This is a genomic window from Algoriphagus limi (assembly GCF_024919275.1).
GTDB classification, from domain to species: domain Bacteria; phylum Bacteroidota; class Bacteroidia; order Cytophagales; family Cyclobacteriaceae; genus Algoriphagus; species Algoriphagus limi.
The window spans coordinates 547,206-572,560 of sequence record NZ_JANWGH010000001.1; the positions used below are offsets into that span (position 1 = coordinate 547,206).

The 25,355-nt window shown below is 40.0% G+C and carries 23 protein-coding genes; 9 read left to right on the plus strand and 14 right to left on the minus strand.

What is annotated here, in order from left to right; genetic code table 11:
* The first annotated feature begins 3 nt into the window (after positions 1-3).
* Positions 4-519: an acyl-CoA thioesterase gene (locus NY014_RS02315; protein ID WP_259412921.1), complete on the plus strand. Its 516-nt coding sequence runs from the start codon at positions 4-6 to the stop codon at positions 517-519.
* 374 nt (positions 520-893) lie between these two features.
* On the plus strand, positions 894-1,481 hold the full coding sequence (locus NY014_RS02320) for a T9SS type A sorting domain-containing protein (protein ID WP_259412922.1): 588 nt from the start codon (positions 894-896) through the stop codon (positions 1,479-1,481).
* 51 nt (positions 1,482-1,532) lie between these two features.
* On the opposite strand, the gene NY014_RS02325 is transcribed toward NY014_RS02320, so the two are convergent.
* On the minus strand, positions 1,533-2,765 hold the full coding sequence (locus NY014_RS02325; protein WP_259412923.1) for an ADP-ribosylglycohydrolase family protein: 1,233 nt from the start codon (positions 2,763-2,765) through the stop codon (positions 1,533-1,535).
* A complete protein-coding gene (locus tag NY014_RS02330; protein WP_259412924.1) occupies positions 2,766-3,728 on the minus strand; it encodes a phosphotransferase in 963 nt (320 codons plus the stop codon).
* A gap of 162 nt (positions 3,729-3,890) precedes the next feature.
* Between NY014_RS02330 and NY014_RS02335 the strand changes: the two genes are divergently transcribed.
* The 3 genes from NY014_RS02335 (at position 3,891) to NY014_RS02345 (ending at position 8,128) form a co-directional block, all read left to right on the plus strand.
* Positions 3,891-5,048 (plus strand): acyl-CoA dehydrogenase family protein, encoded by a 1,158-nt coding sequence (locus NY014_RS02335; protein WP_259412925.1) that lies wholly within the window; start codon positions 3,891-3,893, stop codon positions 5,046-5,048.
* Between the two features lie 51 nt (positions 5,049-5,099).
* Positions 5,100-6,782, plus strand: a complete 1,683-nt coding sequence (locus NY014_RS02340; RefSeq protein ID WP_259412926.1) for an AMP-binding protein — start codon at positions 5,100-5,102, stop codon at positions 6,780-6,782.
* Positions 6,783-6,913: 131 nt separating this feature from the next.
* Entirely contained in the window at positions 6,914-8,128 is a 1,215-nt protein-coding gene (locus NY014_RS02345) for an arginine deiminase (RefSeq protein ID WP_259412927.1), read from the plus strand.
* Positions 8,129-8,284: 156 nt separating this feature from the next.
* On the opposite strand, the gene NY014_RS02350 is transcribed toward NY014_RS02345, so the two are convergent.
* The 8 genes from NY014_RS02350 to NY014_RS02385 form a co-directional block, all read right to left on the minus strand.
* Positions 8,285-9,352 carry a branched-chain amino acid aminotransferase gene (locus NY014_RS02350; RefSeq protein ID WP_259412928.1) on the minus strand — a complete coding sequence of 356 codons (1,068 nt, stop codon included), beginning with the start codon at positions 9,350-9,352 and terminating at the stop codon, positions 8,285-8,287.
* A gap of 48 nt (positions 9,353-9,400) precedes the next feature.
* Positions 9,401-9,955, minus strand: a complete 555-nt coding sequence (locus tag NY014_RS02355) for a cob(I)yrinic acid a,c-diamide adenosyltransferase (protein ID WP_259412929.1) — start codon at positions 9,953-9,955, stop codon at positions 9,401-9,403.
* Positions 9,956-10,012: 57 nt separating this feature from the next.
* Entirely contained in the window at positions 10,013-10,729 is a 717-nt protein-coding gene (locus tag NY014_RS02360; protein ID WP_135070153.1) for an ABC transporter ATP-binding protein, read from the minus strand.
* 61 nt (positions 10,730-10,790) lie between these two features.
* Positions 10,791-13,571, minus strand: coding sequence for a tetratricopeptide repeat protein (locus tag NY014_RS02365; RefSeq protein ID WP_259412930.1), 2,781 nt, complete (start codon positions 13,569-13,571; stop codon positions 10,791-10,793).
* The gene (gene gatC, locus NY014_RS02370; protein ID WP_259412931.1) at positions 13,571-13,858 is read right to left on the minus strand and encodes an Asp-tRNA(Asn)/Glu-tRNA(Gln) amidotransferase subunit GatC; all 288 of its coding nucleotides are present in this window, start codon (positions 13,856-13,858) and stop codon (positions 13,571-13,573) included. Before gatC ends, NY014_RS02365 begins: the two co-directional genes overlap by 1 nt.
* A gap of 3 nt (positions 13,859-13,861) precedes the next feature.
* Positions 13,862-14,602 carry a lysophospholipid acyltransferase family protein gene (locus tag NY014_RS02375; RefSeq protein WP_259412932.1) on the minus strand — a complete coding sequence of 247 codons (741 nt, stop codon included), beginning with the start codon at positions 14,600-14,602 and terminating at the stop codon, positions 13,862-13,864.
* Positions 14,595-14,972, minus strand: coding sequence for a globin domain-containing protein (locus tag NY014_RS02380; protein ID WP_259412933.1), 378 nt, complete (start codon positions 14,970-14,972; stop codon positions 14,595-14,597). Before NY014_RS02380 ends, NY014_RS02375 begins: the two co-directional genes overlap by 8 nt.
* 27 nt (positions 14,973-14,999) lie before the next feature.
* A complete protein-coding gene (locus tag NY014_RS02385) occupies positions 15,000-16,349 on the minus strand; it encodes an NfeD family protein (protein ID WP_259412934.1) in 1,350 nt (449 codons plus the stop codon).
* A gap of 176 nt (positions 16,350-16,525) precedes the next feature.
* Between NY014_RS02385 and NY014_RS02390 the strand changes: the two genes are divergently transcribed.
* The 4 genes from NY014_RS02390 (at position 16,526) to NY014_RS02405 (ending at position 19,749) form a co-directional block, all read left to right on the plus strand.
* A complete protein-coding gene (locus NY014_RS02390) occupies positions 16,526-17,686 on the plus strand; it encodes a LysM peptidoglycan-binding domain-containing protein (RefSeq protein ID WP_259412935.1) in 1,161 nt (386 codons plus the stop codon).
* Between the two features lie 72 nt (positions 17,687-17,758).
* Positions 17,759-18,361: a DUF6992 family protein gene (locus NY014_RS02395; RefSeq protein WP_259412936.1), complete on the plus strand. Its 603-nt coding sequence runs from the start codon at positions 17,759-17,761 to the stop codon at positions 18,359-18,361.
* Between the two features lie 60 nt (positions 18,362-18,421).
* Positions 18,422-18,976 (plus strand): hypothetical protein, encoded by a 555-nt coding sequence (locus NY014_RS02400; RefSeq protein ID WP_259412937.1) that lies wholly within the window; start codon positions 18,422-18,424, stop codon positions 18,974-18,976.
* Between the two features lie 5 nt (positions 18,977-18,981).
* Positions 18,982-19,749 (plus strand): TIGR02757 family protein, encoded by a 768-nt coding sequence (locus tag NY014_RS02405; RefSeq protein WP_259412938.1) that lies wholly within the window; start codon positions 18,982-18,984, stop codon positions 19,747-19,749.
* A 2-nt stretch (positions 19,750-19,751) separates the two neighbouring features.
* On the opposite strand, the gene NY014_RS02410 is transcribed toward NY014_RS02405, so the two are convergent.
* The 4 genes from NY014_RS02410 to aceK form a co-directional block, all read right to left on the minus strand.
* The gene (locus NY014_RS02410) at positions 19,752-20,969 is read right to left on the minus strand and encodes an ATP-grasp domain-containing protein (protein ID WP_259412939.1); all 1,218 of its coding nucleotides are present in this window, start codon (positions 20,967-20,969) and stop codon (positions 19,752-19,754) included.
* Position 20,970: 1 nt separating this feature from the next.
* The gene (locus NY014_RS02415) at positions 20,971-22,392 is read right to left on the minus strand and encodes a leucyl aminopeptidase family protein (RefSeq protein WP_259412940.1); all 1,422 of its coding nucleotides are present in this window, start codon (positions 22,390-22,392) and stop codon (positions 20,971-20,973) included.
* Positions 22,393-22,398: 6 nt separating this feature from the next.
* Positions 22,399-23,520: an alpha/beta hydrolase gene (locus NY014_RS02420; protein ID WP_259412941.1), complete on the minus strand. Its 1,122-nt coding sequence runs from the start codon at positions 23,518-23,520 to the stop codon at positions 22,399-22,401.
* 66 nt (positions 23,521-23,586) lie between these two features.
* Positions 23,587-25,311 carry a bifunctional isocitrate dehydrogenase kinase/phosphatase gene (gene aceK, locus NY014_RS02425; RefSeq protein WP_259412942.1) on the minus strand — a complete coding sequence of 575 codons (1,725 nt, stop codon included), beginning with the start codon at positions 25,309-25,311 and terminating at the stop codon, positions 23,587-23,589.
* Positions 25,312-25,355 lie beyond the last annotated feature (44 nt).

The window sequence follows — 25,355 nt, forward strand, 5'->3', positions numbered from 1 at the left end:
GCTATGTTTGAGTATAATCAAGAGAAGCATTATCCCAAAGAAACCGAAAGCCGAGTGGTGATTCGTTTTCAGGATTGTGATCCTTTACAGCATTTAAACAATGCGAAATATTTCGATTACTTCTTCAATGCCCGGGAAGATCAGGTTCCCAAGCTCTATGGGGTGGAAGTCATAGACCTTATTAGAAAGTATAAAGCGGCTTGGGTGGTGTATAACCATAACATCAGCTATGTAAAACCTGCTATGGTAGGTGAGTGGGTTCGTATCATGAGTCGAATAATCTGGCATAATCACAATACTATTGTAGTGGAATATTACATGACAGATGATAGTAAGACTCAATTGAAGACAGTCCTGTGGTCTACTATGCGCTATGTGACTTTGGCAGAAGGGAAATCCACTGACCATCAAGGAGCGGTTGTAGACTTTTTAAAAGCAACTTCACTGGATATGGATATTTCAGATATTTCTATTAAAGACAGGGTAAAGCAACTCAGTTTGGAGCTTAAAAAAGTTTGATTTAAATCAAAAGACTGTTTCAGGACGGACAAGAGCTGTACACATTCGTACAGCTTTTTTGCTTTGTAGTCAGGGAGTTATGTCCGTGAAAATTTTTTTCAAAATTAATTTACCTTAATCTCTATACTAAAATGCAACCCTCGATTTGAGTGTTTTTGACTCAAAGTGTTCGGTTTTGTGGCATTTTGTCTAAGAATAGTTCAGAATTAAAACAGGTTTTGGTTCAAATTCCTCAAGCATTCAAAATTTTATTCGGTTGATTCCTTAATTTTTACAAAAACTGGAAGTCAGAATTGGTAGCGTAAATTTTTTCCAATTGGCATTGGTACGTGCTTGGCAACAGGAAAAGCACAACACTAAACCAACTACACATTATGAAAACGTTATTCACATTCGCACTTGCTGGACTTTTAGCTACCAGCACTCTAGCAGCCAATTCAAACGAGGATCTTTTAGAAAACACCGATGCTCGGGCAAAATTTAAGAAAGTAAATGTCCTTTTAAATGAAGGCATTGGAAAGACAAAAGTGGCCATCATGGATGAAGATGGTAAAATCCTTCATCAACGTAAAGTCAAAGTAGGTGATGAAAAAGTTTTGATTCCTTACGATTTGAACAATCTTCCTTGTGGAGAATATCAAGTGAAAATTTCTACTGAAGAGGATGAGGTAATTTACACCGTAGAAACTTTTGACAAGCGTCCTAAAATGGATGAATATCCTTTGATGGCATACGGAAAAGTAGTCGATTCTGAAACAGTCAATATTGCTGTGATTGGATTGACAGAACCAGGAGTTGATGTAAAAGTTCGCTACATGGATTCTGATAAGTTAATTCATGCTGAAACTATCAATCATCCTGACGGATTCCGCAAAGATTTCAAATTGAAGGGTGTAAGTCCTGATGAGGTCTATTTTGAGATCACAGATAATTTGGGAAGAACCAAGAATCTGTATTTCTAAATTCATCAAATTGAATGGAAAAGTCCCAAGTCTAGCGATTTGGGACTTTTTTTATTTACCAAGAAGGTGGTCACTTAATTTTTTTCCAGATTCTTCCAGATCAATTCCCAGTAATTCTTTATTGACCGATAAGACCTGTTGCTTTTCCTTTATGGGTAGTTTTTCAAATCCATAATAAGCTCCTAAAATTGCTCCGGCCAAAGCAGCTGTGGTATCGTTGTCCCGACCATAATTCGTAAGAAAGATCAGGGTATTCATAAAATCGAAGTCAGAATAAATCATTGCCGTCAAAGTCTGAAGGAAAATTTCCCCTGCATGAAATGGCATATCCTGAATCCGGGCATCCAATTGAGAAAAGGCAAATTTTAAAGCTGGACTTTCAGGGTCCATGTGATTTCCTAAAGAATCTAATTTCTTTGCTTCTTCGACAATGAAAAGAGCATCATTGATAATCCGGTTAGCAGTTCTACCAACTAAACGGCTTTCAAAATAATGTTGTGGATCCACCTCCAAAGAAGCCAACAAAGAATCCGGGCTTGCATTCTTTTTCATCCCTGCGGCTGTCATGGCAGCACTTAATGCTGTTAAGTCTTTGGCATAGCCCAGATCATAAATGGATAATTTGTAGGCTTCCTGATAAGCTTTTTCAGGATTTCCGGGAAAATAGGTCCCTAAAGTAGGAGCATATAGTAAGCCTGCACAGACCATTTCTCCACCATAGAATTTACCCAGGGAATCTGCATATCCAACAAGATTATCGGAAATAAAAGGCTGGCTAACCTTAGCCCATTCCTGAAGCCAACCCAACTTGAGATTAACTTTTTCGATTTTAATGGAATCTTGCCTATCTAGCTTGTCGGACTCTTCCAGATATCCTTGGTAGGTATCTAATATTTTTTTTGCAAAGTCCCTTGCTGAAAGTTGATCGGGATTTTGAGTACTCAAATAGTCAGCAGTGAAAACTTTCCATCTGGTATCATCCGTAGTTCCTCCTTCAGGAAGATTGGGGAGCCAAGTGCCTTCAGGGGAAGCTTCTCGAATCAAGGAGTCCAATTCTTTGACAAAACCATATTCTAATTGTATAGACGCTCTAGGCCACATTTCAGTCGGAGCTCCCATGGCGTCTCCAATGGCACTGCCTACGATCATTCCTAGGATTTTGTCTTGGAGTTCTTCTTGGGTTAAACCACTTTCAAGCAGTTTTTTTTCAAAGGTAGGGGAGGGTTCAGGGCTGGAACAGGCAAAGAATCCTAAGAGAAAGAAAATTAATATCGAATATCTCATTTAGAAGAGGTAAGTTTTAGCCTTATTCAATAAAGCTTCTTTTTGACTTAGGTTCAGTTTCAATGGAAGTTGGGCTATTCCAATCAATCTGCGCATGATTTCTATTCCTCGGTAAGCCTGAACCAAATTCCAATCTAGAGGGATATTGTAATTAGATTTTAACTGGGTTTCGACTTCATTTCCCTGATTTCCAAAATCCCCATGAGCCAAGAAAACCCCTAAGTCAAACTCCGCATCTCCCAAAAAAGAAAATTCATGGTCAATTATTTTTATTGAATCATCTGCATTCATCCAGCTGCCTGGGTAATAGTCACCGTGAATAAGCACTTTCCCTTTCTGTAGATACCGTTTTCCCAGCTCTGTAATTCTATCTTTTAATTCCTGATCCTTTTTATAAGCCAAGCTGAGCTCCTGTAAACCATCTTGAATGGTGTTCAAATTGAATCCATTTTCCTCCTGAAAAGGAAAATGGAAGATATGCACGTGGTTTAATTCTCGCATTGAGAGGTTATCAGGGAAATCCACAGGTTGTAGCTGATGCAGCTTATTCAAATAGGAGATAAGTTCTTGGATTTGGTTTGTCTGAAGTTTCTTCTCACCGGAATAGATACCGGAAAAATCACCTAACTCTCCCAAATCCTCCGTAATCAAGAGGTAGCTTTCTGGATACCAAGCTAGGATTCGGGGACTGAATCCGGCTAACTCAGATTCCTTTTGAATTTCTTCATAATAGCGTTTTTCGGTTTGAATTCGCTCGATTGGAGCAGGGATTTGAGGGAATTTTCGAACGAAAGGTCGAGATTGTTTTGCGATAACACTTCGCTGATTTGTATGGATGCGAAGGACCTTGTTCATATTACTGTCGTTCACATCTGATACGCCAATAATGATTTCACCTTCCATCCAGCAATCTAAAGCTTGTATTTGATCAATTGGACTTTCGTTTTCCAGCGTAAACTTCATTTTTTAAGTTTCTTCAATTTTGATTTCAAACATATAGTATCCTTTTCGAATTTCTATTCTTAAGAGGAAAGCCTTTTTGTAAACAAAGGTTCTCCATCAAAAAATCCATTTCGGAATACGTTTGAATTTTTATTTTTACCCGACTAAAAAATATAAACCCAAATGTTTGGACTACCACGAAAACTATTTACTGAAGAACATGAGCTATTCCGGCAGAGTGTTCGGGATTTTATCGCAAAAGAAGTCATTCCTCATAATGATGAATGGGAAAAGCAAAAGATGGTCTCCCGAGAATCCTGGAAAAAATTCGGTGAGAACGGATTCTTAGGAATGCAAGCTCCCGAAGAACTTGGAGGCTTGAATATTCAGGACTTTAGATACAATGCGATTTTAATCGAAGAATTGGGATTGAGTGGCTGTTCTGGTCCGGCAATCGGCTATCCTTTGCATTCGGATATAGTGATGCCATACATCCTTCATTATGGAACCGAAGCTGCGAAAAAGCGATATATTCCTTCGATGATCAGCGGAGATTTTATTGGTGCTGTGGCAATGACAGAACCGGGTGCTGGCTCAGATTTGCAGGGAATTCGGACTTCTGCAGTAGACCATGGAGATTATTATTTAGTAAACGGTTCCAAAACCTTCATCACCAATGGATATCTCAGTGATGTAGTAGTGGTTGCTGTAAAAACAGACCCTTCCAAAGGTGCAAAGGGAATCAGTTTGTTGCTCATTGATCGAGATATGGAAGGATTTTCTAAGGGGAAACCTTTTGAAAAGGTAGGTCTGCATGCTCAGGACACCTGTGAACTTTTCTTTGAAGATGTAAAAGTTCCCAAAGAAAATCTGCTTGGAAAAGAAGGGGAAGGCTTTAAGTATTTGATGACAGAGCTAGCCCAGGAACGTTTGGTAGTGGCATTGGCTGCTATTGCCTTAGGAGAGTACATGTTGGATAGTACTATTTCTTATGTCAAGGAAAGAAAAGCGTTTAACAAAAGCCTATCTGATTTCCAAAATACCCGTTTTAAACTAGCTGAAATGACAGCAGCCTTGGAGCAGGGTAGAATTTACTGTGATTATTTAGTGGATCTTCATAATGAAGGGAAATTGGATTCTGCGATGGCTTCGGCTGCGAAATACAACATGACGGAGTTGCAGTGTAAAGTGGCAGATGAATGCGTACAACTTCATGGAGGATACGGATATATGTGGGAATACGGAGTGGCAAGAGCCTATGCAGATGCCCGAGTACAGCGAATCTATGCCGGAACCAATGAGATTATGAAAGAACTCATTGCCCGAAAAATCTTGAAATAAACTTATATTGAAGCAAAATCTAAATTAACAATTCACCCAAATTGATACGATATGAAAGATTTCCCCTGGTTTAAGCATTATCCTGAATTGGTGGATAAAGAAGTTGACTGCGAAGCCTATTCAAGCATAAGCGATTTATTTGAAGAAAGTGTCCAGAAGTTTCAGGATGCTGTCGCTTATGAATGCATGGGGAAAACGCTTTCTTTCAATGAGTTGGATCGAATGAGTGCAAACTTTGCCAATTATCTGATTCATGATTTAAAGCTTCCAAAGGGATCTCGGGTTGCCATTCAAATGCCAAATATTCTGCAATATCCGGTTGTGATGTTTGGGGTATTGCGAGCAGGAATGGTGGTTGTTAATACGAATCCTTTGTATACACCAGCCGAAATGAAGCATCAATTCAATGATTCTGGTGCTGATGTGGTGGTGATAGTAGCCAATTTTGCATACAATCTCGAAAAGATCAGAAATGATATTCAGGCGAAGCACGTGATTGTGACTGAGCTTGGAGATTTGTTGGGAGGTCTAAAGGGTACAATCGTGAATATGGTTGTGAAACACGTGAAAAAGATGGTTCCAGCCTATTCACTTCCAGGTGCTGTTACCCTTAAATCAGCATTGTCAAAAGGAGCCCGCCATAGCTTCCAAAAGATAGATTTAAACTTAGCCGACACAGCGTTTTTACAATATACAGGAGGAACCACAGGTGTATCTAAGGGTGCAGAATTGACCCATGGTAATATCGTGGCCAATATGCAGCAGATATCTGCTTGGATGAAACCCAAGTTGCGGGAGAAGGAAGAAATCGTCATGACAGCCCTTCCATTATATCACATTTTCGCTTTGACTGTCAACTGTCTAGCTATGTTGAAAATTGGTGCTCACAACTTGCTGATTACCAATCCACGAGACATGAAAGCCTTCATCAAAGATCTTTCTAAGCATCAGTTTACGGTCTTTACTGGGGTGAATACATTGTTTAATGGACTGCTTAATCAAGATGCTTTTAAGTCGTTAGATTTCAGTAAGTTGAAAATTGCTGTTGGTGGAGGTATGGCGGTGCAAAAAGTAACTGCAGAGAAGTGGAAATCTGTAACGGGAGTTCCTTTGGCTGAAGGTTATGGATTGACAGAAACATCCCCAGTAGCAACTTGTAATCCTATTGACGGAACCGAGCGAATCGGAACTATTGGCTTGCCATTACCAAATACTGAGGTGATGGTGGCAGACGATGAAGGAAATCCACTTCCGATTGGAGAAAGAGGAGAGATTTGCATCAAAGGACCTCAAGTGATGCGTGGCTATTGGCAGCGTCCTGAGGAGACGGCTAATGTCATGCATGGAGAGTGGTTTAAGTCTGGAGACATCGGCGTCATGGATGAGGATGGCTTCTTCAAGATCGTGGACAGAAAGAAGGAAATGATTCTAGTTTCCGGATTCAATGTCTATCCAAACGAAGTTGAAGATTGTATCGCTAGTTGTGCGGGTGTTTTGGAAGTGGGTGTGATTGGCATGCCTGACCCTAAATCCACCGAAAAAGTTGTGGCTTATGTTGTGCCAAAAGACAGTTCCTTGACTGCCGATCAAGTTATCAAACACTGTCATGAATCTTTGACTAATTATAAGATTCCTAGAGAGGTTTATTTCACCGATGAACTTCCAAAATCCAATGTGGGTAAAATCCTTCGAAGAAAAATCAAGGAGGCCCATATTGAAAAAATGAATGAATAAGTTTATTTGAGTTTATGATAGAAAACCCGCTTCGAAAGAATAGCGGGTTTTTTATTTTATTTTTAAAATTCTTCCTAATTCAATTCCTGTTTTTGCAGAAAATCAATTAATTTTTTGAAAACATTTCAATAATGAATCTGAGAATAAATTCTGAATATGGTACCCTTCGAGCCGTTTTGATGCATAGGCCGGGGAAAGAAATTGACAGACTTACTCCATACAATAAAGAGTATTTGCTTTTTGAGGATGTTCCTTACTTAGAAGCTTTGCAGCAGGAGCATGACGCATTTTCAAATTTGATTAAGTCATCCACAGGAGCAACTGTTTACCAATTAAGGGAATTATTGATTCGCGTACTTTATGATCGGGAGATTCTGTTCAAGCTAATTCAGGATTCCTTAAAGCGTTCAGGATTGGTTCATTTGGCAGAAGAAATCCTCAATAGATATTCAACAGCAGAATGTGCAGGTATTCTAACAGCAGGCCTGAAGGTTCATGAATTTCGAAGAAAATATCCCAATCTTGATGCTGGTGAGTTATTGGAATATGCCTTTTTGATTTCTCCTTGTCCGAATTTGTATTTTCAGCGGGACCCAATGGCTTTGACTCCTGGAGGAATTATTTTTTCTTCCATGAAAATGGAGGGACGTCAGCGTGAGGCCGATTTGCTTCGAACAATATTTGAAAACCATCCGGAATTTAAAGACCACGTAAATCCAATTTATCCTTCCGATGGAATGACAAATCCACCAAGTATTGAGGGTGGTGATGTCATCGTGTTATCTCATGAGGCTGTGGCGATAGGGAATTCTGAGCGAACTGATGAAAAAGCCATTTATCATGCTGCAAAGAGACTTTTAGCGGAAGGATCTGTGAAACGGGTTTACGAAGTACATCTGCCTTCTCGTAGAAATTACATGCATTTGGATACCGTGTTTACCATATTAGATGAAAATCTGGTTCTGACTTATCCGGATGCTATGAATGCAGTTTTAAAGACTTCCTGCTATACTTTGAAAGAAATTCAAGGGGACAAAGTGCATATACGAAGAGAGGTTTTGAAAGAGTCTTTGTTGACTGTTTTAGACCGTGAAATCCCTCATTTAGAGGTTTTGGCGACTGCCGACGGTAATCCCGATTATTCCCTTCGTGAACAATGGTTTGATGGGGCTAATGTTTTTGCTATTGGACCGAGAAGGGTGATTTCCTACAATAGAAATATTCATACAAATAGAGCCCTACGGAATATGGGAGTGGAGGTTTTAGAGATCCCTTCTTCCGAATTGAGCCGTGGACTTGGTGGCCCTCGATGTATGACTATGCCGCTTAGTCGGGCAAGAGTTTAATAAAAATAAGCTATCTCAAATTCTTTTTGTCGTTAGAGTGAGAGTCTGCCTGAACGGAAGTCAGGGAGTCAAAGTCGTTTTTCTAGAAAAATAACTCCATTTCGACTTCGCTCAATGTCACATAAAAAGGATATGAGATAGCCTCTAATTCTTAATTCAGAACTTCATAATCCAGTTATGAGAGTCTTCTTTGCTTCCATACTTTATTCCATCCAACTCAGCTAAAACCCGATGTGAAAAAGCATCTGCTGATTTTTCTGGAAGCTCATAATCTTTCCCATCTATGTGGATTCGCTGAATGTGTGCGATAGTTGCTGCGGTACCTGTTCCGAATGCCTCTTCCAACGTGCCGTTTTCCAATGCTTCTTTCAATTCCTGTACGCTCAAGAACCGTTCTTCCAAAGGTTCATTCCAGTCTTTTGCAAGCTGAATTACGGAATTACGGGTAATCCCTTTCAAGATTGTTCCGGTATTGGTGGGAGCAGTAATCAAAGTTCCGTTGATTTTGAACATCACGTTCATTGTTCCACTTTCCTCGATATTGGAATGAGTTTTTCCATCAGTCCAAAGCAACTGATCATATCCCGCCTTTTGAGCTTGAAGAGCTGGGTATAGGGAAGCCGCATAATTGCCAGCAGTTTTTGCAGCTCCTGTACCACCTTCGGTTGCACGGGTAAATTTCGTTTCAACTTTTACACTAACTGGCTTGGAGTAGTAATTCCCAACAGGGCAGGTGAATATGATGAATTTGTAAGTATCAGAAGGTTTTACTCCAATGTAATCATCGGTAGCAAACATATATGGACGAATGTAAAGGGATGATCCTTTTGCTGAGGGAACCCATGCTCTGTCCAGTTCTATGAGTTGTCTCATGCCTTCCATAAAGATTTCTTCAGGAATGGATGGCATACACATGCGTTCAGCAGATTCATTCATTCTTCGCCAGTTGGCATCAGGTCGAAAAATCAAAACTTCACCTTCCTCATTTTTATAAGCTTTCAATCCTTCAAAGATTGATTGCCCGTAATGCAATGCCGCATTGGAAGGATTTAATTGAAGTGGACCATATGGCTCAATTCTGAGGTCAGTCCATTCCCCATTTTTATAATCTGCCACAAACATGTGGTCGGAAATAGTTCTTCCGAATACCAAGTTTGAAAAATCGGTTTCTGCCAGTTTGGAAGACTGCGTTTTTGTAACCGGAATGGCAAGTGAAGTTTTCATAGCAATTTGGTGAATAATGGATCGGATGATCCAATTTTTATTTGGGGATTATTTTTGAATTCTTGGACTCCAGGTGACTTCTTCCACACCAAGTTCTTGGGCCATTTTTCTACCCAAAATGAAGAAATAATCTGAAAGTCTGTTGAGGTATTTGATTACTAGGGTATTGACTTCTTCGTAAGAGGCGAGTTCCACAACCAATCGCTCGGTTCTTCTACAAACTGTCCGGGCTAAATGGCAAAATGAAACTGATTGGTGGCCTCCAGGAAGAATGAAAGCTGTCAAAGGAGGAAGGCTTGCTTCCATTTGATCCATTTGCGCTTCAAGAAACTCGATATCCTTTTCGAATAAATCAGGCTTTTTGACCTTGTCTTTACCCGGACTGGTTGCCAAATCTGCGCCAATGGTAAAAAGACGGTCTTGAATTTCTTTTAAGACATCACTTCGTTCGCCATTCACCTCCTGATCCCGAAGAAGACCTACGTATGAATTGAGTTCATCAACCGTGCCATATGCATCAATCCGTAAGTCTGATTTCGGCACTCTTATCCCTCCCAATAAAGAGGTGATTCCTTCGTCTCCTGTCTTTGTGTAAATTTTCATTCCACTCCCGTCTTTGCTGCCACAAAAATAAGAATCTTATTGGAAAAGGAGGGGATATTATACCTGAGCAGTAGCTGCCCGAGTTGGATTTGGGTTAATCGTATCAGATTCTACCAGTCCATCTCGCAAGCGAACGACCCGATGGGCATAATGAGCGATATCATCTTCGTGGGTTACCATGATGATTGTATTCCCTTTGCTGTGCAATTCATGGAAAAGCTCCATAATATCATAAGATGTTTTGGTGTCCAAGTTACCCGTCGGTTCATCTGCAAGGATAATACTTGGATCATTTACTAGAGCCCGTGCAATAGCTACCCTCTGACGCTGACCACCGGAAAGTTCATTGGGTCTGTGCTTAGTACGATCTCCCAAGCCAACGTTATCAAGGGCTTTGAAAGCCATTTCTTCTCGTTCTTCTCGGCTATAGCCAGCATAAACTAAGGGAAGAGCCACGTTTTCTAAGCAAGTTGCTCGAGGAAGCAAGTTAAAAGTCTGGAAAACGAAGCCGATTTCTTTATTCCGAATCTCTGCTAATTCGTTTTCACTCATATCAGAGACGTCCTTATTGTTGAGGATATAGGTTCCTGCGGTAGGGGTATCAAGACACCCGATGATGTTCATAAGGGTAGATTTTCCCGATCCGGAAGGCCCCATAAAGGCTACATATTCTCCTCGATCTACAGTGATAGAAATGGATTTAAGGGCTTGAATAATTTCAGCCCCCATTTTATAGGTTTTGTTGATTTCGTGAGTTTCTATGACTCTACTCATGTGGCGCAGGTTTAGTTTGCTTAAAAATAGATTCAATTATCAGAAAAAGCGAAATTTGGGGTTAAAATTTCCGCAATTGGAGTTGATAAAGAGTCTCTTCGTCAATCCATTCACTCATTTTTCCCAATGCATCGCTTGCATAATTGCTTAATCCAATTTGACGAGCTACTTGAACTTTTTTAATCCAAAGCAATGGGTCTCGGTTAAATTCAGTGGCTGCATTTAGAATTTCATATTGAACCAAAGGATCGCTTTGAATTAGCTGTGCAGACCAAATTAAAGGAGAATAATAAGGATTTCCAGTAAGCTCATCACCCAAATCCAACCAATTCAAAAAGGCCTGAACTGATTCTTGATTTTGAAAATCAGGATTCTGTGAAAACTCCCTCAAATGTTCATTTTCACCGAATATCTTCTGAACCATTTCAGCCAATTCCTGAATCTGCTTTGGATTTAATCCATGAGATTTTGCTTTTAAAAGTTTTGCTGCAAGGTCAGCTTTAAGCATTTCATTTGTCAAGCCTTCCCATTCTTCAAAAAGCTTCTCAGGAAGGGATTCATAAAGTTTTTCAATGATTTGAAGATAAATCCCTTCCTCCGAATCCAGGTTTTGAATCCAGGCTGGAAAGTCCAAACTGTATTCCAAACGGATTTCTTCTGCTTCTTGCTCAAATCCACCCAGAACCAATAATTCCCAATGGTAATTAGAAAATGCTTGAAAACCTTTTTCCCTTGCAGCCAAAAGTTCTGTTCCTGCTTTTTTGAAATCCAATTGCTGGGCAAGAATGGTGGAAGATAGGTGAAGGAAATAGCCCGCATCTCCTGGATTTCGAAAGGCTAGACCATTTAGGTTTTTTATCACGTCTCCAACTCTACCAGCAGACAAGCTTCGAATTACAGCCGTTTCCTGAAGAGACATGATGTAAGGATTCATCTCTTCCTGTTGCCAAAGTGAATCCAAAAGTGCTAAATCTTCATCGGGACTAGGTTGGTCTAGAACCGAAAAAAGGTTTCGAAGAGCAGCTTGAGTCAAAAGAGGTGTATCACTTTCTTGAATGGCCTTTTCAGTAGATTCAATCAGTTTTTCTAATGGAAAATTTCCCAAAGCATGCTGATGGGCCAATTCATTGATAAAGCCAGGTAGGTCTTTTGGCTGCTCTGTTTCCATATCTAATTGCCCTGATTTCAATTGCGTAGCCAAGAGATTATTCTTACTTACTAATTGATTCGAAGGAGCTTCCTCCAAAAGTTTTTTGGCATCCTCAGGCCGATTGGATTTGGTATAAAATAAAGCTAGGTTGTTTCGGATTGCCTCACTTTTTGGGAAAAAAGAAAGTCCTTGCTCCAAGGTAGTTATGGCTTGAAACATTTTTTGCTCTTGGTGATATCGATCTGCTAAAAGGACAATGTTGTCTTCCTGTGGAGCTTCCGAAAAACTTTGTTCCAAATGGCTTTTTGCTAGAGAGGGCTGCTTCATCTCAAGTAGCAAATGAGCTAATGCATTTTTCGCTTTTGGGTTGTTTCGATATCGAAACCAAGCATTCTCGTATAAAATACTTGCTTCTAATTTTTGATCAGTTTCGTAGTAATAATCACCGAGAACTTGGTTGCTCAAGGCATTTACCTGAACACCAATAATCCCATCCGCATAGGTGGTCAGGACAAGCATGGCGATCAATCCTCCCAAACGCAAATGATAATAAGGAAGGGAATAGGGTTTGAAAAGCACTCGTTCTACATCTTTCCCACTATCCATTAGAGTGAAGAAATTGGAAAAGACATAGACCATGAAAAAAGCTGAGAACCCGATTTGGGAATAGGTAAATAGATGTTTAAGAAGTTCTTCAGCTGGTTGATTTCCTACCAACTTCAGCTTCCAAATCACCCAAAGTGTAATCCCAAAACCTAATAAATGAAGTGACTCTAATGAAAAAAGGTTGAAACTTGGGTCTAGGTCATTTTTTGATTTTACTCTTAGAACTAACCAACCCATCAATCCAACTGGAATTACCAAAATCAAAGGATGGAAAGTAGGAATCCAAGAAATAGGTAAGCCTGTCAGATCCAAAAGCATGTTGAATACTAAGAGCAAATAAAGAAGGCCTATGACTAGAAATTGGATTGAAACTCTAAGCCCCAAGTTTTTATTAGCTCGCGTAAGCAGAATATAAGTTCCGGATAGTATCGCATGACCATTCCAAAAAATCCAAGCTATGCTAAGCCCCAGTAAAATAATGAAGGAATGTTCAGCCAGAAATACGTTTGGACTTGGGATCGGGCTAGCTGATAAAAGAGTAGCAGTTGTTCCAATTACTAAAGTCAGTATTACGATCCAACGGAGAAGCAAAGGCCTATTTTTCCCTTCCAAATGAAAAAAGACAGGACCTGCTAAGGTTCCGATGATGGAAATGATCAATGGGTAATTGCTGTTGATGCCATTGATATTCAAACCATTCAAATTGCTAAAAACCAATAGAATGATCCAGGCTATTCCTGCTGCCAAAAAGTGCCATTTTTTGAAAGATGAAATGATGGCTAAAAAGAAAGAGACGCTAATGCCTGCCAGGATTCCAAAAATCTCATTTTCCAAATAAGGAATACGAGGAGCAAAGGATTGGAATTCCTGAAAAACCAGAAAATTATCAATCAAAACCGGGAAGGAAAGAGGGCCAATGGAAGCCCAATCGAAAGGGATAGGTAGTCTATCCAAAAAATATCCGGGTAGGAGAACCCGATAAGCTACCGGATCAAAAATGAGGTAATAGTATGAAAAAAGCCCTCCCAAAAGAATAAATAGGAGAGCAGGAAAATAGCCCAAGAATGGGGATTTTGCTTTCTGCATTATTCTAAAACCTTTGGAACTCGGAAATAATCGGAATCACGTTTTGGGGCATTTTTTAATCCTGCTTCATGATCCAAATGGTTCCCTACTTCATCTTCCCGCATATCATTTACTTCCGAAGACATGGTGGTCAAAGGATCTACATTTTCGGTGTCGACTTCATTCAATTTTTCTACCCAATCCAGAATTTGGCTCATATCCTGAGACATTTTCTCAGCACTGCTTTCATCAAATTCAAGTCTGGCTAAGTGGGCGATTTTCTTGATAGTATCTTTATCGATTTTCATTTTCTAATTATTGTAAAAAACGGCATTATCCTCGTTTAATTGTTTTTGGATAACTGCAAAACATGCATTTTTCAAATCTTCTTCGCTGGACTCTTCAGTAGGCACAATAGCTTCATGCAAGACCATTTTTGCTGCATGGAAGTCCAATAGCAGGCGGCCGTCGTCGGGTAAAATTAGATGATTATACGATAAGGTGACAGGAATTATGGGGATTTGTTTTTCCAAGGCCAATCGAAACGCCCCATTTTTAAAATGTACCATAGAAGGTGGATGGTGCGTATAAATTCCTCCTTCCGGGAAAATCACAATGCTACTTCCCTCATCGATTGCAAGTCCTGCACGACGCATGGTTTCTGCTCTACTCTTCACTCTCGCTCGATCTACTGCGATATGTAGTTTTTTAAAGTAGTAACCAAAAAGAGGAGCTTTTCGAATAGATGCCTTCCCGATGAATTGGACATCTCCGGGTATAAAACCCATCATGGGGATGTCTAAATAAGAAAAATGGTTTGCTGCAAAAATATAGGATTGGTTCTTTTCCAATTTACATCTGATTTCTAGATGTACAGGCTTGAAAATCAAAATGAAATAGACCTTTGCCCAGTATCTGTTGATCTTTCTTCCAAATGGCTTCCAGCCTGGAATCCAAATACAAATCAGGAAAAAAGGGAAGATGATCAAGAAACTGACCACAAAGAGTAATCCTGCATAGATGGTGTAAATCCTCCTTAAAAGATTACGCATGATTGATCATGTGATTGGCAACCTTGATAAAATATCCCATCATCATTTCCCGAACTTCCTGGTCTAATTTTACTTTGTCCATTGCTTCAAACATGGTATTTAGCCAATGATTTCTAAGTTCGGAGCCGATTTTCCATTGCATATGTCGAAGTCGCAATCTGGGATGACCACGTTCCTCCGAATAGGTTTGAGGTCCTCCAAAAACCTGAAGCAAAAATAAAAAAAGACGCCTTTCTGCAGGACCAAGATCTTCCTCAGGATAGAGCTTTCGAAGTTCATCGTTTTTTGCTACTCCCTGATAAAAATGATGAACCAAGTCTTGGATTTTTTCCTCGCCGACGGCTTCGTAGATGCTTTGAAAGGGATTCATGGCCCAAACTTAGCAAAAAGCAGACGTTTAGCCTTCCTGTTTTTTCACTTTCAAAGAAGTGCCTTCTGTAGAGATGACGATGATTTTTTCTCCCTGCTCGATGAATTCACCTCGGGAATAGGCATCGAAGATTTCACCATCGATTTCGATTCGGCCACTTGGTCTAAGTCTGGAATGAACGACTCCGATTTTCCCTTTCAAAGATTCAGGATAAAAGGTAGAAGTATAGCCCTCATTTCTGTCTTGGGTGGTGGCGAGAGTAATGGTATTGAAGGCTTTCCATGAATTTACTTTTGGCGTAAGCCAAAAGATGAGTCCAACAGCAGTGATCGCTGCGAGAATTACCGTCAATAAGGCAGTGAATAACTGCTCTGCTGGTACGAACTGAAAGTCAAAGTTTTCGTTGGGAAGCATTCCCAAAACCAAGCCAGCAAAAATTCCTATAATCCCCAACACACCAAAAACTCCAAATCCGGGAACTACAAATAATTCGATCGCTAATAGTATAACTCCCACTATGAAGACGATCATTTCCCAGTTTTCGGCCATTCCATTGAGGTAATAAGGAATGAAGTATAAAATGGTGGCAATAATAGATGCCGCTAAAGGAAATCCCACACCTGGTGTTTGGAGTTCAAAGTAAATTCCTCCAATTATTATTAAAATTAAAATTCCTGAAATGGCTGGGTTGAGGAAAAAGGAAATGATTTGTTCCGTTCCCGAAACTTCGTAGGAAATGATTTCAGCATCTTCGATTCCCTGAGCAGCTAGGATATCATCGATGGAACGGTATTCTCCTTCGCAAAAACCGTATTTAATAGCTTCTGAAACTGAAAAGGTGAGAACAGATCCCTTTTCGCTAATTCCTTCCAGTTCAATATTTTCATCCACCATCGCTTCAGCGATCTTAGGATCCCGACCTGAAGCTTCTGCGGTACTTCGCATCATGGAACGCATGTAAGATTGATACTTGTCAGGAGCTGCGGCACCATCCGCTCCGTTGACGACTGTTGCTGCACCAATACTCGAACCAGGAGCCATGTAAATACTATCGCTTGCTATAGAAATCAAAGCTCCAGCAGAGGCCGCATCTTTGTTGATGAAAGTATACACAGGAATGGGGGATTCCAGAATCATGGTTCGAATATCATCTGCATCATTCACGGCTCCACCATAGGTGTCCATCTCGATAATGATCAAATCAGCTTCCTGCTTTTCAGCATTTTCCAATGCAAGTTTTACCCGTCTGTTCATTGCAGGATCAATGTCCCGATCAATTTTAAAGGTATATATCCGCTCAATTTCTTGATTTTGAGCGAGAGAGGGGAGGAAGGTTACTCCAAAAAGAAGAATGAATAGTAAGATGAATCGACTCATACAGCAAGATACCTTTTTCAATGAATTTCCACGATGATAGTTTCTCAAAAGATGTGTTTCAAGGTCAATTTCTAGTTTCCAGTTTAGTTTTTGCCGTCTTCAAATTTTCTTTAGCATAATTCTTGATATCTAAAGGGTGTTTGATTTTATCCTTGAATTCAATTTCGATAAACACTATGCATTTGCCCAAATATTTGACTTTGACAGCAATTCTTTCATTGACCTCTTGGGGAGCTTTTTCAGCTACCGGATTGGATTCTCTTCGAACAGAGAAAATTGGGGGTCAAAACTTTGTCATTCATGAGGTAGAGGCTAAAGAAACTCTCTTTGCCATTTCCAGACGCTATAAGACTCCTGTGGGAGATATAGTAAAAGCAAATGAAAGTCTGAAAAGTGGACTTCAAGTTGGTCAGCAAATCAGAGTGCCTTATATCAGTGAGGCAGCGATTCCTGAAGGATCAGATTTGCATAAAGTGGCATCAGGAGAAACTTTATTTGCCATTTCTAAAAAATATGGGGTCTCTGTGGATGAGTTGAAGCAGTGGAATAATCTAAAAGGAAATGATTTGAGTGTGGGTCAGGCTTTGGTGATTCGAAAGACAGTGAGTGAACCATCACCACTAGCAGAGGTAAAAGAACCGACTCCATCAACTGCTCCTGTTAAGGAATCGCCAAAGAAAGAAGTTACTTCGAAACCAGTTGCAATTGCAGAAACTCCAAAGGAAGAGGTGAAGAAAATTGAAAAAGTAGTAGAAGAAAAGCCAAAATCAGAGCCAAAAGCTACTGTGTCTGCTCCTTCTAATGCCACACCAATAGTTCCTGGAGATTGGATTTCTCACGAAGTTCGATCTGGTGAAACATTATTTTCAATTGCTAATCAATACAATGCACCTATTGAAGATTTGATCACTTGGAATGCCCTTAGCTCCAATAATTTGAAAGTTGGTCAAGTTCTTAAGGTAGGTCGAGCCGAGCCAGGACCTTCCAAGGTACCTATAGTAGGTGACCCAAAAGTGGCTACGTCCATGGAAGAGATGCATCAAGTTCCTGATGGTGCTAGTACAGGTGGTTTTAAGAATATTTCCGAAATGGGTCAAGCAGAAGTGATTCCAGGAACAGGAGGCCATAAAAAGTATTTGGTTCTTCACCGAACCGCTCCTGTTGGTACAATCATGCGAGTGAGAAATGAGGAAAATGACATCACGATTTTTGCTCGCGTAGTTGGCGCTTTGCCAGAAACTGGTGATAATTCCAAACTCGTGATTAAGCTTTCGCAAGCAGCTTATGAACAACTAAAGGCTGTGAATTCGCGCTTCCCTGTAGAAGTCACTTACTAATAATTCTTACCAAGCCCGGTTTTTTAATCGGGCTTTTTTTGAACCTTGTGTTTTTCGCTAAGTTCTAATTGCATGTCTTTCAAATCCTATTTTCTTCCGTTAATTCTAATCTTTTCATTACTCCTATCCTTTGACCTTTTTGCGCAAACCGGTGAGGAGTTGATGGATTTTAATCAACAACGACTGGATTACAATCGAAAGGGAATGTTGATACTTGGTTCTTGGGCGATTGGAAATATGATTTGGGGAGGCATTGCAGCAGGTCAAACTTCAGGTGAGATAAAAGCTTTTCACCAAATGAATTTGTACTGGAATTCCGTTAATCTGATCATTGCTGGTTTTGGCTATTGGCAGGCTACACAAAATCCTGGACAATTAGGTTTTATGGAAACGATCGAAGCCCAACATGGAATTGAGAAAATCCTCTTGGTCAATGCGGCATTGGATGTTGCCTACATGGCTGGAGGTTTATATTTAAAGGAAAGAGGCCTACGGAAATCCAATTTAAAACTTCAGGGATTTGGAAAATCAATTATACTTCAAGGAGCTTTTCTTTTAGCATTTGATGCAATCATGTATGGGATGCATCATCAGCATGCCCAAGAACTTCCTGCAATTTTTGAGAATTTGGCACTTGGTCCAAATAGCATTTCCTTATCGATTCCTTTGCATTGATAGACTCTTCGTTTGTCATTGTAGCAAAGCAAGGGTACCTTTGTACCCTAGTACAATCCCATGAATAAGTTTCAGTTGTTTTTCCATCATGTATTCCGCTTTATTTGGAATCTGATTTTTATAATTTCTTACCCCATTCTCGCAAGTTTTGGATTACTGTTTATTGGGCTTACCTGGCTCTTTTCCCAACTCTCCAAATTGCTGACTCGAATTAAGCCTGAAGGAAGAAAGGTGGTTTTAAAAGAAACTGAGTGGGAAGAATTACCCCATTCAGATGGTCTTTTAGAAGCTAAATTGGTAAAAACAATCATGTTTGGTCCTTCTGGATTTCGATTAAGGCGGATAGATGGAGTTCCAAGTGTGCTTTCAGATTTTGTTTTTGGGAACAAAGTTCGGGTAATCGAAGAGGGGTTTATTTTGGAAAAATGGAATAGTACCGACCCAAAACAGCTTCCTGATTTTGATATTTGTCTGTATAATCCTGACGATGATTCCTTGAGGTCGCTCACCAATATGAAATGCTTCGATTGGCATGTCTCCGAGAAAAATGAGAATCAGCTTTTCTTCAAATGGTTTGATGGTACCCAGGGTGGGGAAGTAGAAGTTGCTTTGTGAATTCAATGCAGGATTTAAAAGGATTTCTAGACGAAAAAGTTGAGCAGTATAATCAACCGGGTTTTATTCCGAATGACCCCATTTCCATTCCCCATATATTCCAAAAGAAGGAGGATATAGAAATTTCAGGTTTTTTTGCGGCCATTCTAGCTTGGGGGCAACGGAAAACCATCATTTCGAAATGCTTGGAATTGATGGCCTTGATGGATAATGCACCTCATGATTTTATGCTGAATCATCAGGATTTAGATCTGAAACCATTTTTGAATTTCAAGCATCGTACATTTAATGATGTGGATACGCTTTATTTCATCCACTTTTTTTCGTGGTTTTATAAAAACTATGATTCTTTGGAGGAAGCATTTTTGACTGGATCAAATTACGATGGAGAAGCAATGGAAGGAATGTTAATTCGTTTCCATGAGATGTTCTTCTCACTTCCGGAAGCACCTAAGCGGACTAAAAAGCATATTGCCACCCCTGCTAGAAAATCTGCTTGTAAGCGAATGAATATGTTTTTGAGGTGGATGGTCCGATCAGATGACAAGGGAGTGGATTTTGGAATCTGGAAAAAGATCAATCCATCTCAGTTAATCTGTCCTTGCGATTTGCATGTGGACAGGGTAGCTAGAAAATTAGGATTGATTACCCGAAAACAAACCGATTGGCAAACTGCCGTTGATCTTACGGAACAGCTGAGGGAATTCGACCCCAAAGATCCCGTGAAATATGATTTTGCTCTCTTCGGTTTAGGAATTGAAGAGAAGTTCTAGACCTAGTGGAATTTTTTTACCTCCGGTGCAGCTGCCGTGGTCGAGAAGTCTTTTGTCAATCGCTCGGCATAATCATCCAATAATTCCAATACCCTTTCTCTGCTTTTTGATTTTACGATCAAACCAGCATGGTAGTCCAAAGGAACTCGGAAGTAAATTTCCGGATCATTAAAACTGCTCAAATCAGGATTTTGGAATTTGGAAAGTGTTAAGACAATTCCTGCATAATTCTTCGCTGACTTGGGTAATTTGTATTCCTTTCCCTTTACCAAAGCATCTTCAATTTTTGCCCATTCAGACCAAAGGTTGATCTGTGTAGCAGCTTCTACCATTTCAGCTAGGTGAGCGCCGCCAACTCGGGAAGAGGTTTCTAAAAAATAGATTTTTCCATCTTCATGGCATTTGATGAATTCAGTATGGCTTGCTCCGGATTTAAGTCCAAAAGCTTTCATGATTGCTTTATTCGCCTTTTTGATTGCCTGCTCATCTTCTGAACCATACTCCAAATTTGCCGATCTGAAAATTCCTCCTCCCTGAGAAATTTCCATTGGTGTAGCGAGGTATTTTGAAACGGTGAGGAATAGACTTTTTCCTTCCAAAATCAATCCATCCGCATGATACACATCCCCGGGCTTGAATTGCTCAACCAAATAGTGTAAACGATTATCGCCCAATTCATGAATATGCTTCCAAAGATCTTCCTTGGTGTGAACTTTTATGATTCCATGCGCAGACGCTTCTGAACGGGGTTTTAGTACCCATGGAGCCTTTACATGGTCTGCGAATTGATTGATATCCTCATCATTGAAAAGTGGGGAGAAAGGAGGTACGTTAATTCCTGCATCCTGAGCTTTGATTCGCATGGCGAGCTTATCTCGGAAATAGCGACCCGTCGTTTGTCCCATTCCAGGAATTCGAAGGTTTTCTCGAAGGAATGTGGCTTTTTCTACATCATAATCATCCAATGCTACAATAGCATCAATCTTATGGTTTTTCATCAAGCCGCCAACTCCTTTTAGTAAGAGGTCCAAGTCCCAGTCCAGATCCTGACCAGGCATATAAAAAACCTCATCAATGTATTCATACGCCCAAGGGGAATCCTTCAGCTTTTCTGAGGTTACTAAAAAAACTTTATTGCCTTGCTTCTTGAGCGAAACCAAAAAAGCATTTCCTTTGAAATAATTGGAAATACAGAGAAAAGTATGATCTTGATTTTCCATGTTAAAGATGATTTTCTATCAAATTAAGCAATAAACCCACACCAAAGGCGGTTCCTGTTTTGCTTTTTGAGAATTCACTATCTCCAAAAGCTACGCCAGCTACATCCAAATGTGCCCAAGAAGGGTGGTCATTAGTAAAAGCCTGCAAAAAGGTTGCTGCTGTAATAGCCCCTGCGATGGGTTTTCCATGATAGTTTCGGATATCCGCTATTTCGCTATCCATTTCCTTGGCATATTCTTTCCAAATTGGCAAAGGCCAAGACTTTTCGCCGATTGCCATTCCGGCTTGCTGAATCTGTTCAGAAAGTTTATCGTCATTTGAGAAAAGTGCGGCACATTCGTAACCAAAAGTTCCAACAGCTGAACCTGTCAAGGTCGCAAAATCAATCAGGTGATCAGGCTTATATTTTTGATTTAAATAGGATAGACCATCCGCTAAAATCAATCGGCCTTCAGCATCAGTATCTACGATTTCTATAGATTTTCCGGAGTGACTTCCAATTACCTCGGAAGGAAGATAGGCATGCTGATCGACAGCATTTTCAACGGCAGGGACGACGGTAGTTAAATTTACTGGTAGCTTCAAACTTGCAATAACTTGAGTTGCAGCCAAAACAGCTGCCGCACCTCCCATATCGGATTTCATATAATGCATGCCTTGGGTCTTGATATTCAAACCTCCCGTATCGAAAGTGACTCCTTTTCCAACCAATCCCACATGTTTGAAGGCATCGGGATGGCGATATTCCAAAATGATAAATCGAGGTTCCTTCACAGATCCTCTAGCAACTGCTAAAAAGGCCTCCAAACCTTCTTTTTTTGCCTTTTTGGTATCAAAAACTTGGACTTTTAATTCCTGACTTTTGGCTAATTCCTTGGCCCAATCAGCCAAGTATTCTGGAGTGAGAATATTGGGAGGGAGATCAACCATTCGGAAAGCCTCGATTTTGGCAGCGAGAATTTTTTCTGCTCGATGTATAGCTTTTTTGCTCTCAGGCGAAGGATGATTAATTCCCACTTTAAGTTTTTGGAAATCATTCTTTTTGGTCTTTTTGAAAAAATCAGCTTGGTAAGAACCTAATCCCAAACCAACCAAAGCAGCTTCTATTTGAGAAGTAGTAAATGAATCAGGAAAATCTAAAATGACCTGTTCTTTTACCATATCACCATTTTTTGAAAGAATTCTCCGAAAAGCCACTTCAATTTCTTTGTAGCTTGGATCTTCTCCTAGTCCCAATAACATGATCAAATTCTCTTCTGAGGGGAATGTGTACGTAGTGTCTTTTTTTCCGGAAAAAAGGGTCGATGGAAAAGTTAAATTTGGAAATTTTTCTTTTAGAAATTCTTCACGTTGGTTTTCAAAAACGGGAAAAACAATCAGGCTTTCCTGATTAATTTTTTTTGGTTGGAATTGAAATTTCATAGTTGATCAATCAGGTTTATCACTGAAAAATAGCCACTCAATGGCTTTAGGGAACTCATCGCTCCAGTATGTTTCATTGTGCTTTCCTTCCATGTTGATGGAAAGACGGATTTTCATTTTTCCTTGTAGACTTTCTCGTTTCAAAAGCCTTTTCCGCAATTTGGTTACATGGTTCACCATGGTTTCGCTTTCATCACCTCCAGCGTACAGATACATGTGGGTTTCTTGTGGCTCAAAAAAGTCCAAAAATCCCAGTTTAATCTTAGGAATCACCCAAAGTGAAGGGGAGAAAACCATTAATTTCCCAAAGACTTCCGGATATATCAGACCAGAGAAAATGCTGACAAGACCGCCCATTGAACTACCGCCTATACCTGTGAATTCTCGCTCAGGCTTGGTTCGAAAGGTTTTATCGACAAAAGGCTTCAATGTGTCGGTAATAAAACGGATATACTTTTTACCATGACCAACACCTAAAAGCGTCCTTCCTACATTATATTCTTGAATTCGCTCAGTTTCGGCATGTTCAATCGCAATGATGATAATTTTCCCGATTCCATAGTCGGACATCACCGCTAGTTTTTTATCGATCTGCCAATTGAAATCTGACTTTTCATTGAACAGATTTTGAGCATCTTGGAGGTAAAGAACCGGGTAATGCTCATCACTTGTTTCGTAATCGTGTGGCAAAAGCGCCCAAATTTTCCGAGTCTTATTTAATTGGGGAATTTCAAATTCCTCTGATATCAAATGGATTTTTGGTAATTGACTAGGGCGATAAGGAAGCCAGTTGTGACGCCATTTCGCTACTTTTTCGGTTCGAACTAAATCGGAATCATTCCATGTTCGATTTGGCGTTTTATTACCATAGCGATCGATTTCAACCTCTGACCAATCACCCTTGGTAAATTTGTAAATCAATTCCCCTTCAAAAGCTTTTCCTTCAGGAAAGGTAAATTCATATCTCCCTTCCTTGATTTTTTCCATTCGGAATTTATAATCCTGGGTAGCCCAATTGTTGAAATTTCCCGCGATATACACAGGCCTATCATCATCATTTGGGGTGAGCAAAATGATTTTCTTGGTTTTAGTCGCTGTGGTAAAATCAGGTGATTGCGTGACTTTCATGGATGGGATTTGGGATCAATCCAAGGGTGATATACAAAAATAGGTGTTGGGGATAGGAAAAAGAAATTAAACTTTCTCTTGAGGCCTGAATCGAATTTCCTCCGGATAGGGGAAGGCATGTAGTAATTCCTTATTTCTAATTTTAGTTTGAATCTTCTGCCAATAAAGTGGATCAAAAAGTTTCTGATGGTAATCCAAAAAATGATCCTTCAAGTCAGGGCGACCGATCATCCAGCGTTTAAAATCTTCAGGGAATACATCATTCTTTGCGATATCATACCAAGGCTCAGAAGCATAAATTTGCTCATAAGTTTCCGGTTTGGGTTTGACTCGGAAATTCATATCCGTTAAAAATTCGATTTCATCATAGTCATAAAAAATCACCCGGTTTTGACGAGTTAGACCAAAGTTCTTGGTCATCATATCTCCCGGGAAAATATTAGCCTGTGCCAACTGAAGGATGGCCCGACCATAGTCTTCTACAACATCCCAGCCTTTTTCTTTAGTACATCCTTCTAGATACAGATTGAGAGGTCGCATCTTTCTTTCTGTATACAGGTGTTTGATTATCAATTGGTTGTTTTGAATGTCCAATAAAGAGTTAGCGGTATTGCGAAGTTCCTTCATTAATTCCGGACTTACTCGATCCAAGGGGATATGAAAGTATTCAAACTCATGGGTATCAGCCATTCTTCCGACTCGATCATGAAGGGAAACCAACTTGTATTTTTCCCGCACCTCCTGTCGAGTCATGTTTTTGGGTGGTTCGAAGTGGTCTTTGATGAGTTTGAATACCACATCAAAAGAAGGGAGTGTAAATACTGTCATTACCATTCCTTTGACTCCCGGAGCAACTACGAATTGGTCAGTGGAAGATTGCAAATGATACAGGTAATCCCGATAAAAAAGAGTTTTCCCATGTTTGTTAAAACCAATGGCATTATACAATTCATGCGTCTTTTTGTGTGAAATAACCGAACTCAAAAAGCCCACGATTTGGGAAGGAATTTCAGCGTCCACCATAAAATAGGAGCGGGTGAAACTGAAAAGGTGACTCATGATATTTCGGTCAAAAATCAACGTATCTACAAAAACACCTTTTTCTCCGTGCATAAGCGGTATAATAAAAGGCATCCATTTATGGCCCACGTAGGTTCTTCCGATCAAGTATGCTGCTTTATTTCGGTAAAAGACAGGTTTGAGAATTTCTGTTTTGGTTTCAGGACCAGGGTTATACCGAGTAAGGATGACCTCTCTTACGCTTTTGATTAGAAATTGCACATCCTCTTCTTTATTAAGAAAAGGGACGCCAGGATCGAAATCATCCAATATTTTTCGAATGATGGGCTCCAAACCCATTTGGCTTGGATATGTATGAACTAAGTGGCTGTTTTCTCTCCATTTGCAGATTTGGTAGCCCTCCATAACATACATGAGTTCTTCATCTATGGACATACCCGGAAAGGCCTTTCGAATCACCGAATTAAAAAAAGTCTCTGCCAATTCAACATCGGGACGGTCAGCAATCATGGATTGATATTCCTTTCGAATCAGTTTCCAGATCTCACGATTTGCCGCATCTTCACCGAGCATTTCATTGAATTCAGCAACCAATTGAAAAAGAAGATCCTTGTAGAGTCTTAATCTTTGCCGGTGATTAAGTTGCATCATCACCCAATTCCTCTCCCTGAAATATTGGGGAGCTAACCTCGTGTAGATTTTGAAGCTGCGGATATAACTTTCAAATCCCGAGTAAATTTTTTGGGCTAATGGAAGAGCTCTTTTGGGCATAGTGCAAATAGCTGATTTTTGACAAGAATTGAAAAAGATTCAAA

Coding starts and splice junctions, on each gene's coding strand:
- NY014_RS02315 (WP_259412921.1), top strand. CDS start 4: ATGTTTGAGTATAATCAAGAGAAGCATTATCCCAAAGAAACCGAAAGC.
- NY014_RS02320 (WP_259412922.1), top strand. CDS start 894: ATGAAAACGTTATTCACATTCGCACTTGCTGGACTTTTAGCTACCAGC.
- NY014_RS02325 (WP_259412923.1), bottom strand. CDS start 2,765: ATGAGATATTCGATATTAATTTTCTTTCTCTTAGGATTCTTTGCCTGT.
- NY014_RS02330 (WP_259412924.1), bottom strand. CDS start 3,728: ATGAAGTTTACGCTGGAAAACGAAAGTCCAATTGATCAAATACAAGCT.
- NY014_RS02335 (WP_259412925.1), top strand. CDS start 3,891: ATGTTTGGACTACCACGAAAACTATTTACTGAAGAACATGAGCTATTC.
- NY014_RS02340 (WP_259412926.1), top strand. CDS start 5,100: ATGAAAGATTTCCCCTGGTTTAAGCATTATCCTGAATTGGTGGATAAA.
- NY014_RS02345 (WP_259412927.1), top strand. CDS start 6,914: ATGAATCTGAGAATAAATTCTGAATATGGTACCCTTCGAGCCGTTTTG.
- NY014_RS02350 (WP_259412928.1), bottom strand. CDS start 9,352: ATGAAAACTTCACTTGCCATTCCGGTTACAAAAACGCAGTCTTCCAAA.
- NY014_RS02355 (WP_259412929.1), bottom strand. CDS start 9,955: ATGAAAATTTACACAAAGACAGGAGACGAAGGAATCACCTCTTTATTG.
- NY014_RS02360 (WP_135070153.1), bottom strand. CDS start 10,729: ATGAGTAGAGTCATAGAAACTCACGAAATCAACAAAACCTATAAAATG.
- NY014_RS02365 (WP_259412930.1), bottom strand. CDS start 13,571: ATGCAGAAAGCAAAATCCCCATTCTTGGGCTATTTTCCTGCTCTCCTA.
- gatC (WP_259412931.1), bottom strand. CDS start 13,858: ATGAAAATCGATAAAGATACTATCAAGAAAATCGCCCACTTAGCCAGA.
- NY014_RS02375 (WP_259412932.1), bottom strand. CDS start 14,602: ATGCGTAATCTTTTAAGGAGGATTTACACCATCTATGCAGGATTACTC.
- NY014_RS02380 (WP_259412933.1), bottom strand. CDS start 14,972: ATGAATCCCTTTCAAAGCATCTACGAAGCCGTCGGCGAGGAAAAAATC.
- NY014_RS02385 (WP_259412934.1), bottom strand. CDS start 16,349: ATGAGTCGATTCATCTTACTATTCATTCTTCTTTTTGGAGTAACCTTC.
- NY014_RS02390 (WP_259412935.1), top strand. CDS start 16,526: ATGCATTTGCCCAAATATTTGACTTTGACAGCAATTCTTTCATTGACC.
- NY014_RS02395 (WP_259412936.1), top strand. CDS start 17,759: ATGTCTTTCAAATCCTATTTTCTTCCGTTAATTCTAATCTTTTCATTA.
- NY014_RS02400 (WP_259412937.1), top strand. CDS start 18,422: ATGAATAAGTTTCAGTTGTTTTTCCATCATGTATTCCGCTTTATTTGG.
- NY014_RS02405 (WP_259412938.1), top strand. CDS start 18,982: ATGCAGGATTTAAAAGGATTTCTAGACGAAAAAGTTGAGCAGTATAAT.
- NY014_RS02410 (WP_259412939.1), bottom strand. CDS start 20,969: ATGGAAAATCAAGATCATACTTTTCTCTGTATTTCCAATTATTTCAAA.
- NY014_RS02415 (WP_259412940.1), bottom strand. CDS start 22,392: ATGAAATTTCAATTCCAACCAAAAAAAATTAATCAGGAAAGCCTGATT.
- NY014_RS02420 (WP_259412941.1), bottom strand. CDS start 23,520: ATGAAAGTCACGCAATCACCTGATTTTACCACAGCGACTAAAACCAAG.
- aceK (WP_259412942.1), bottom strand. CDS start 25,311: ATGCCCAAAAGAGCTCTTCCATTAGCCCAAAAAATTTACTCGGGATTT.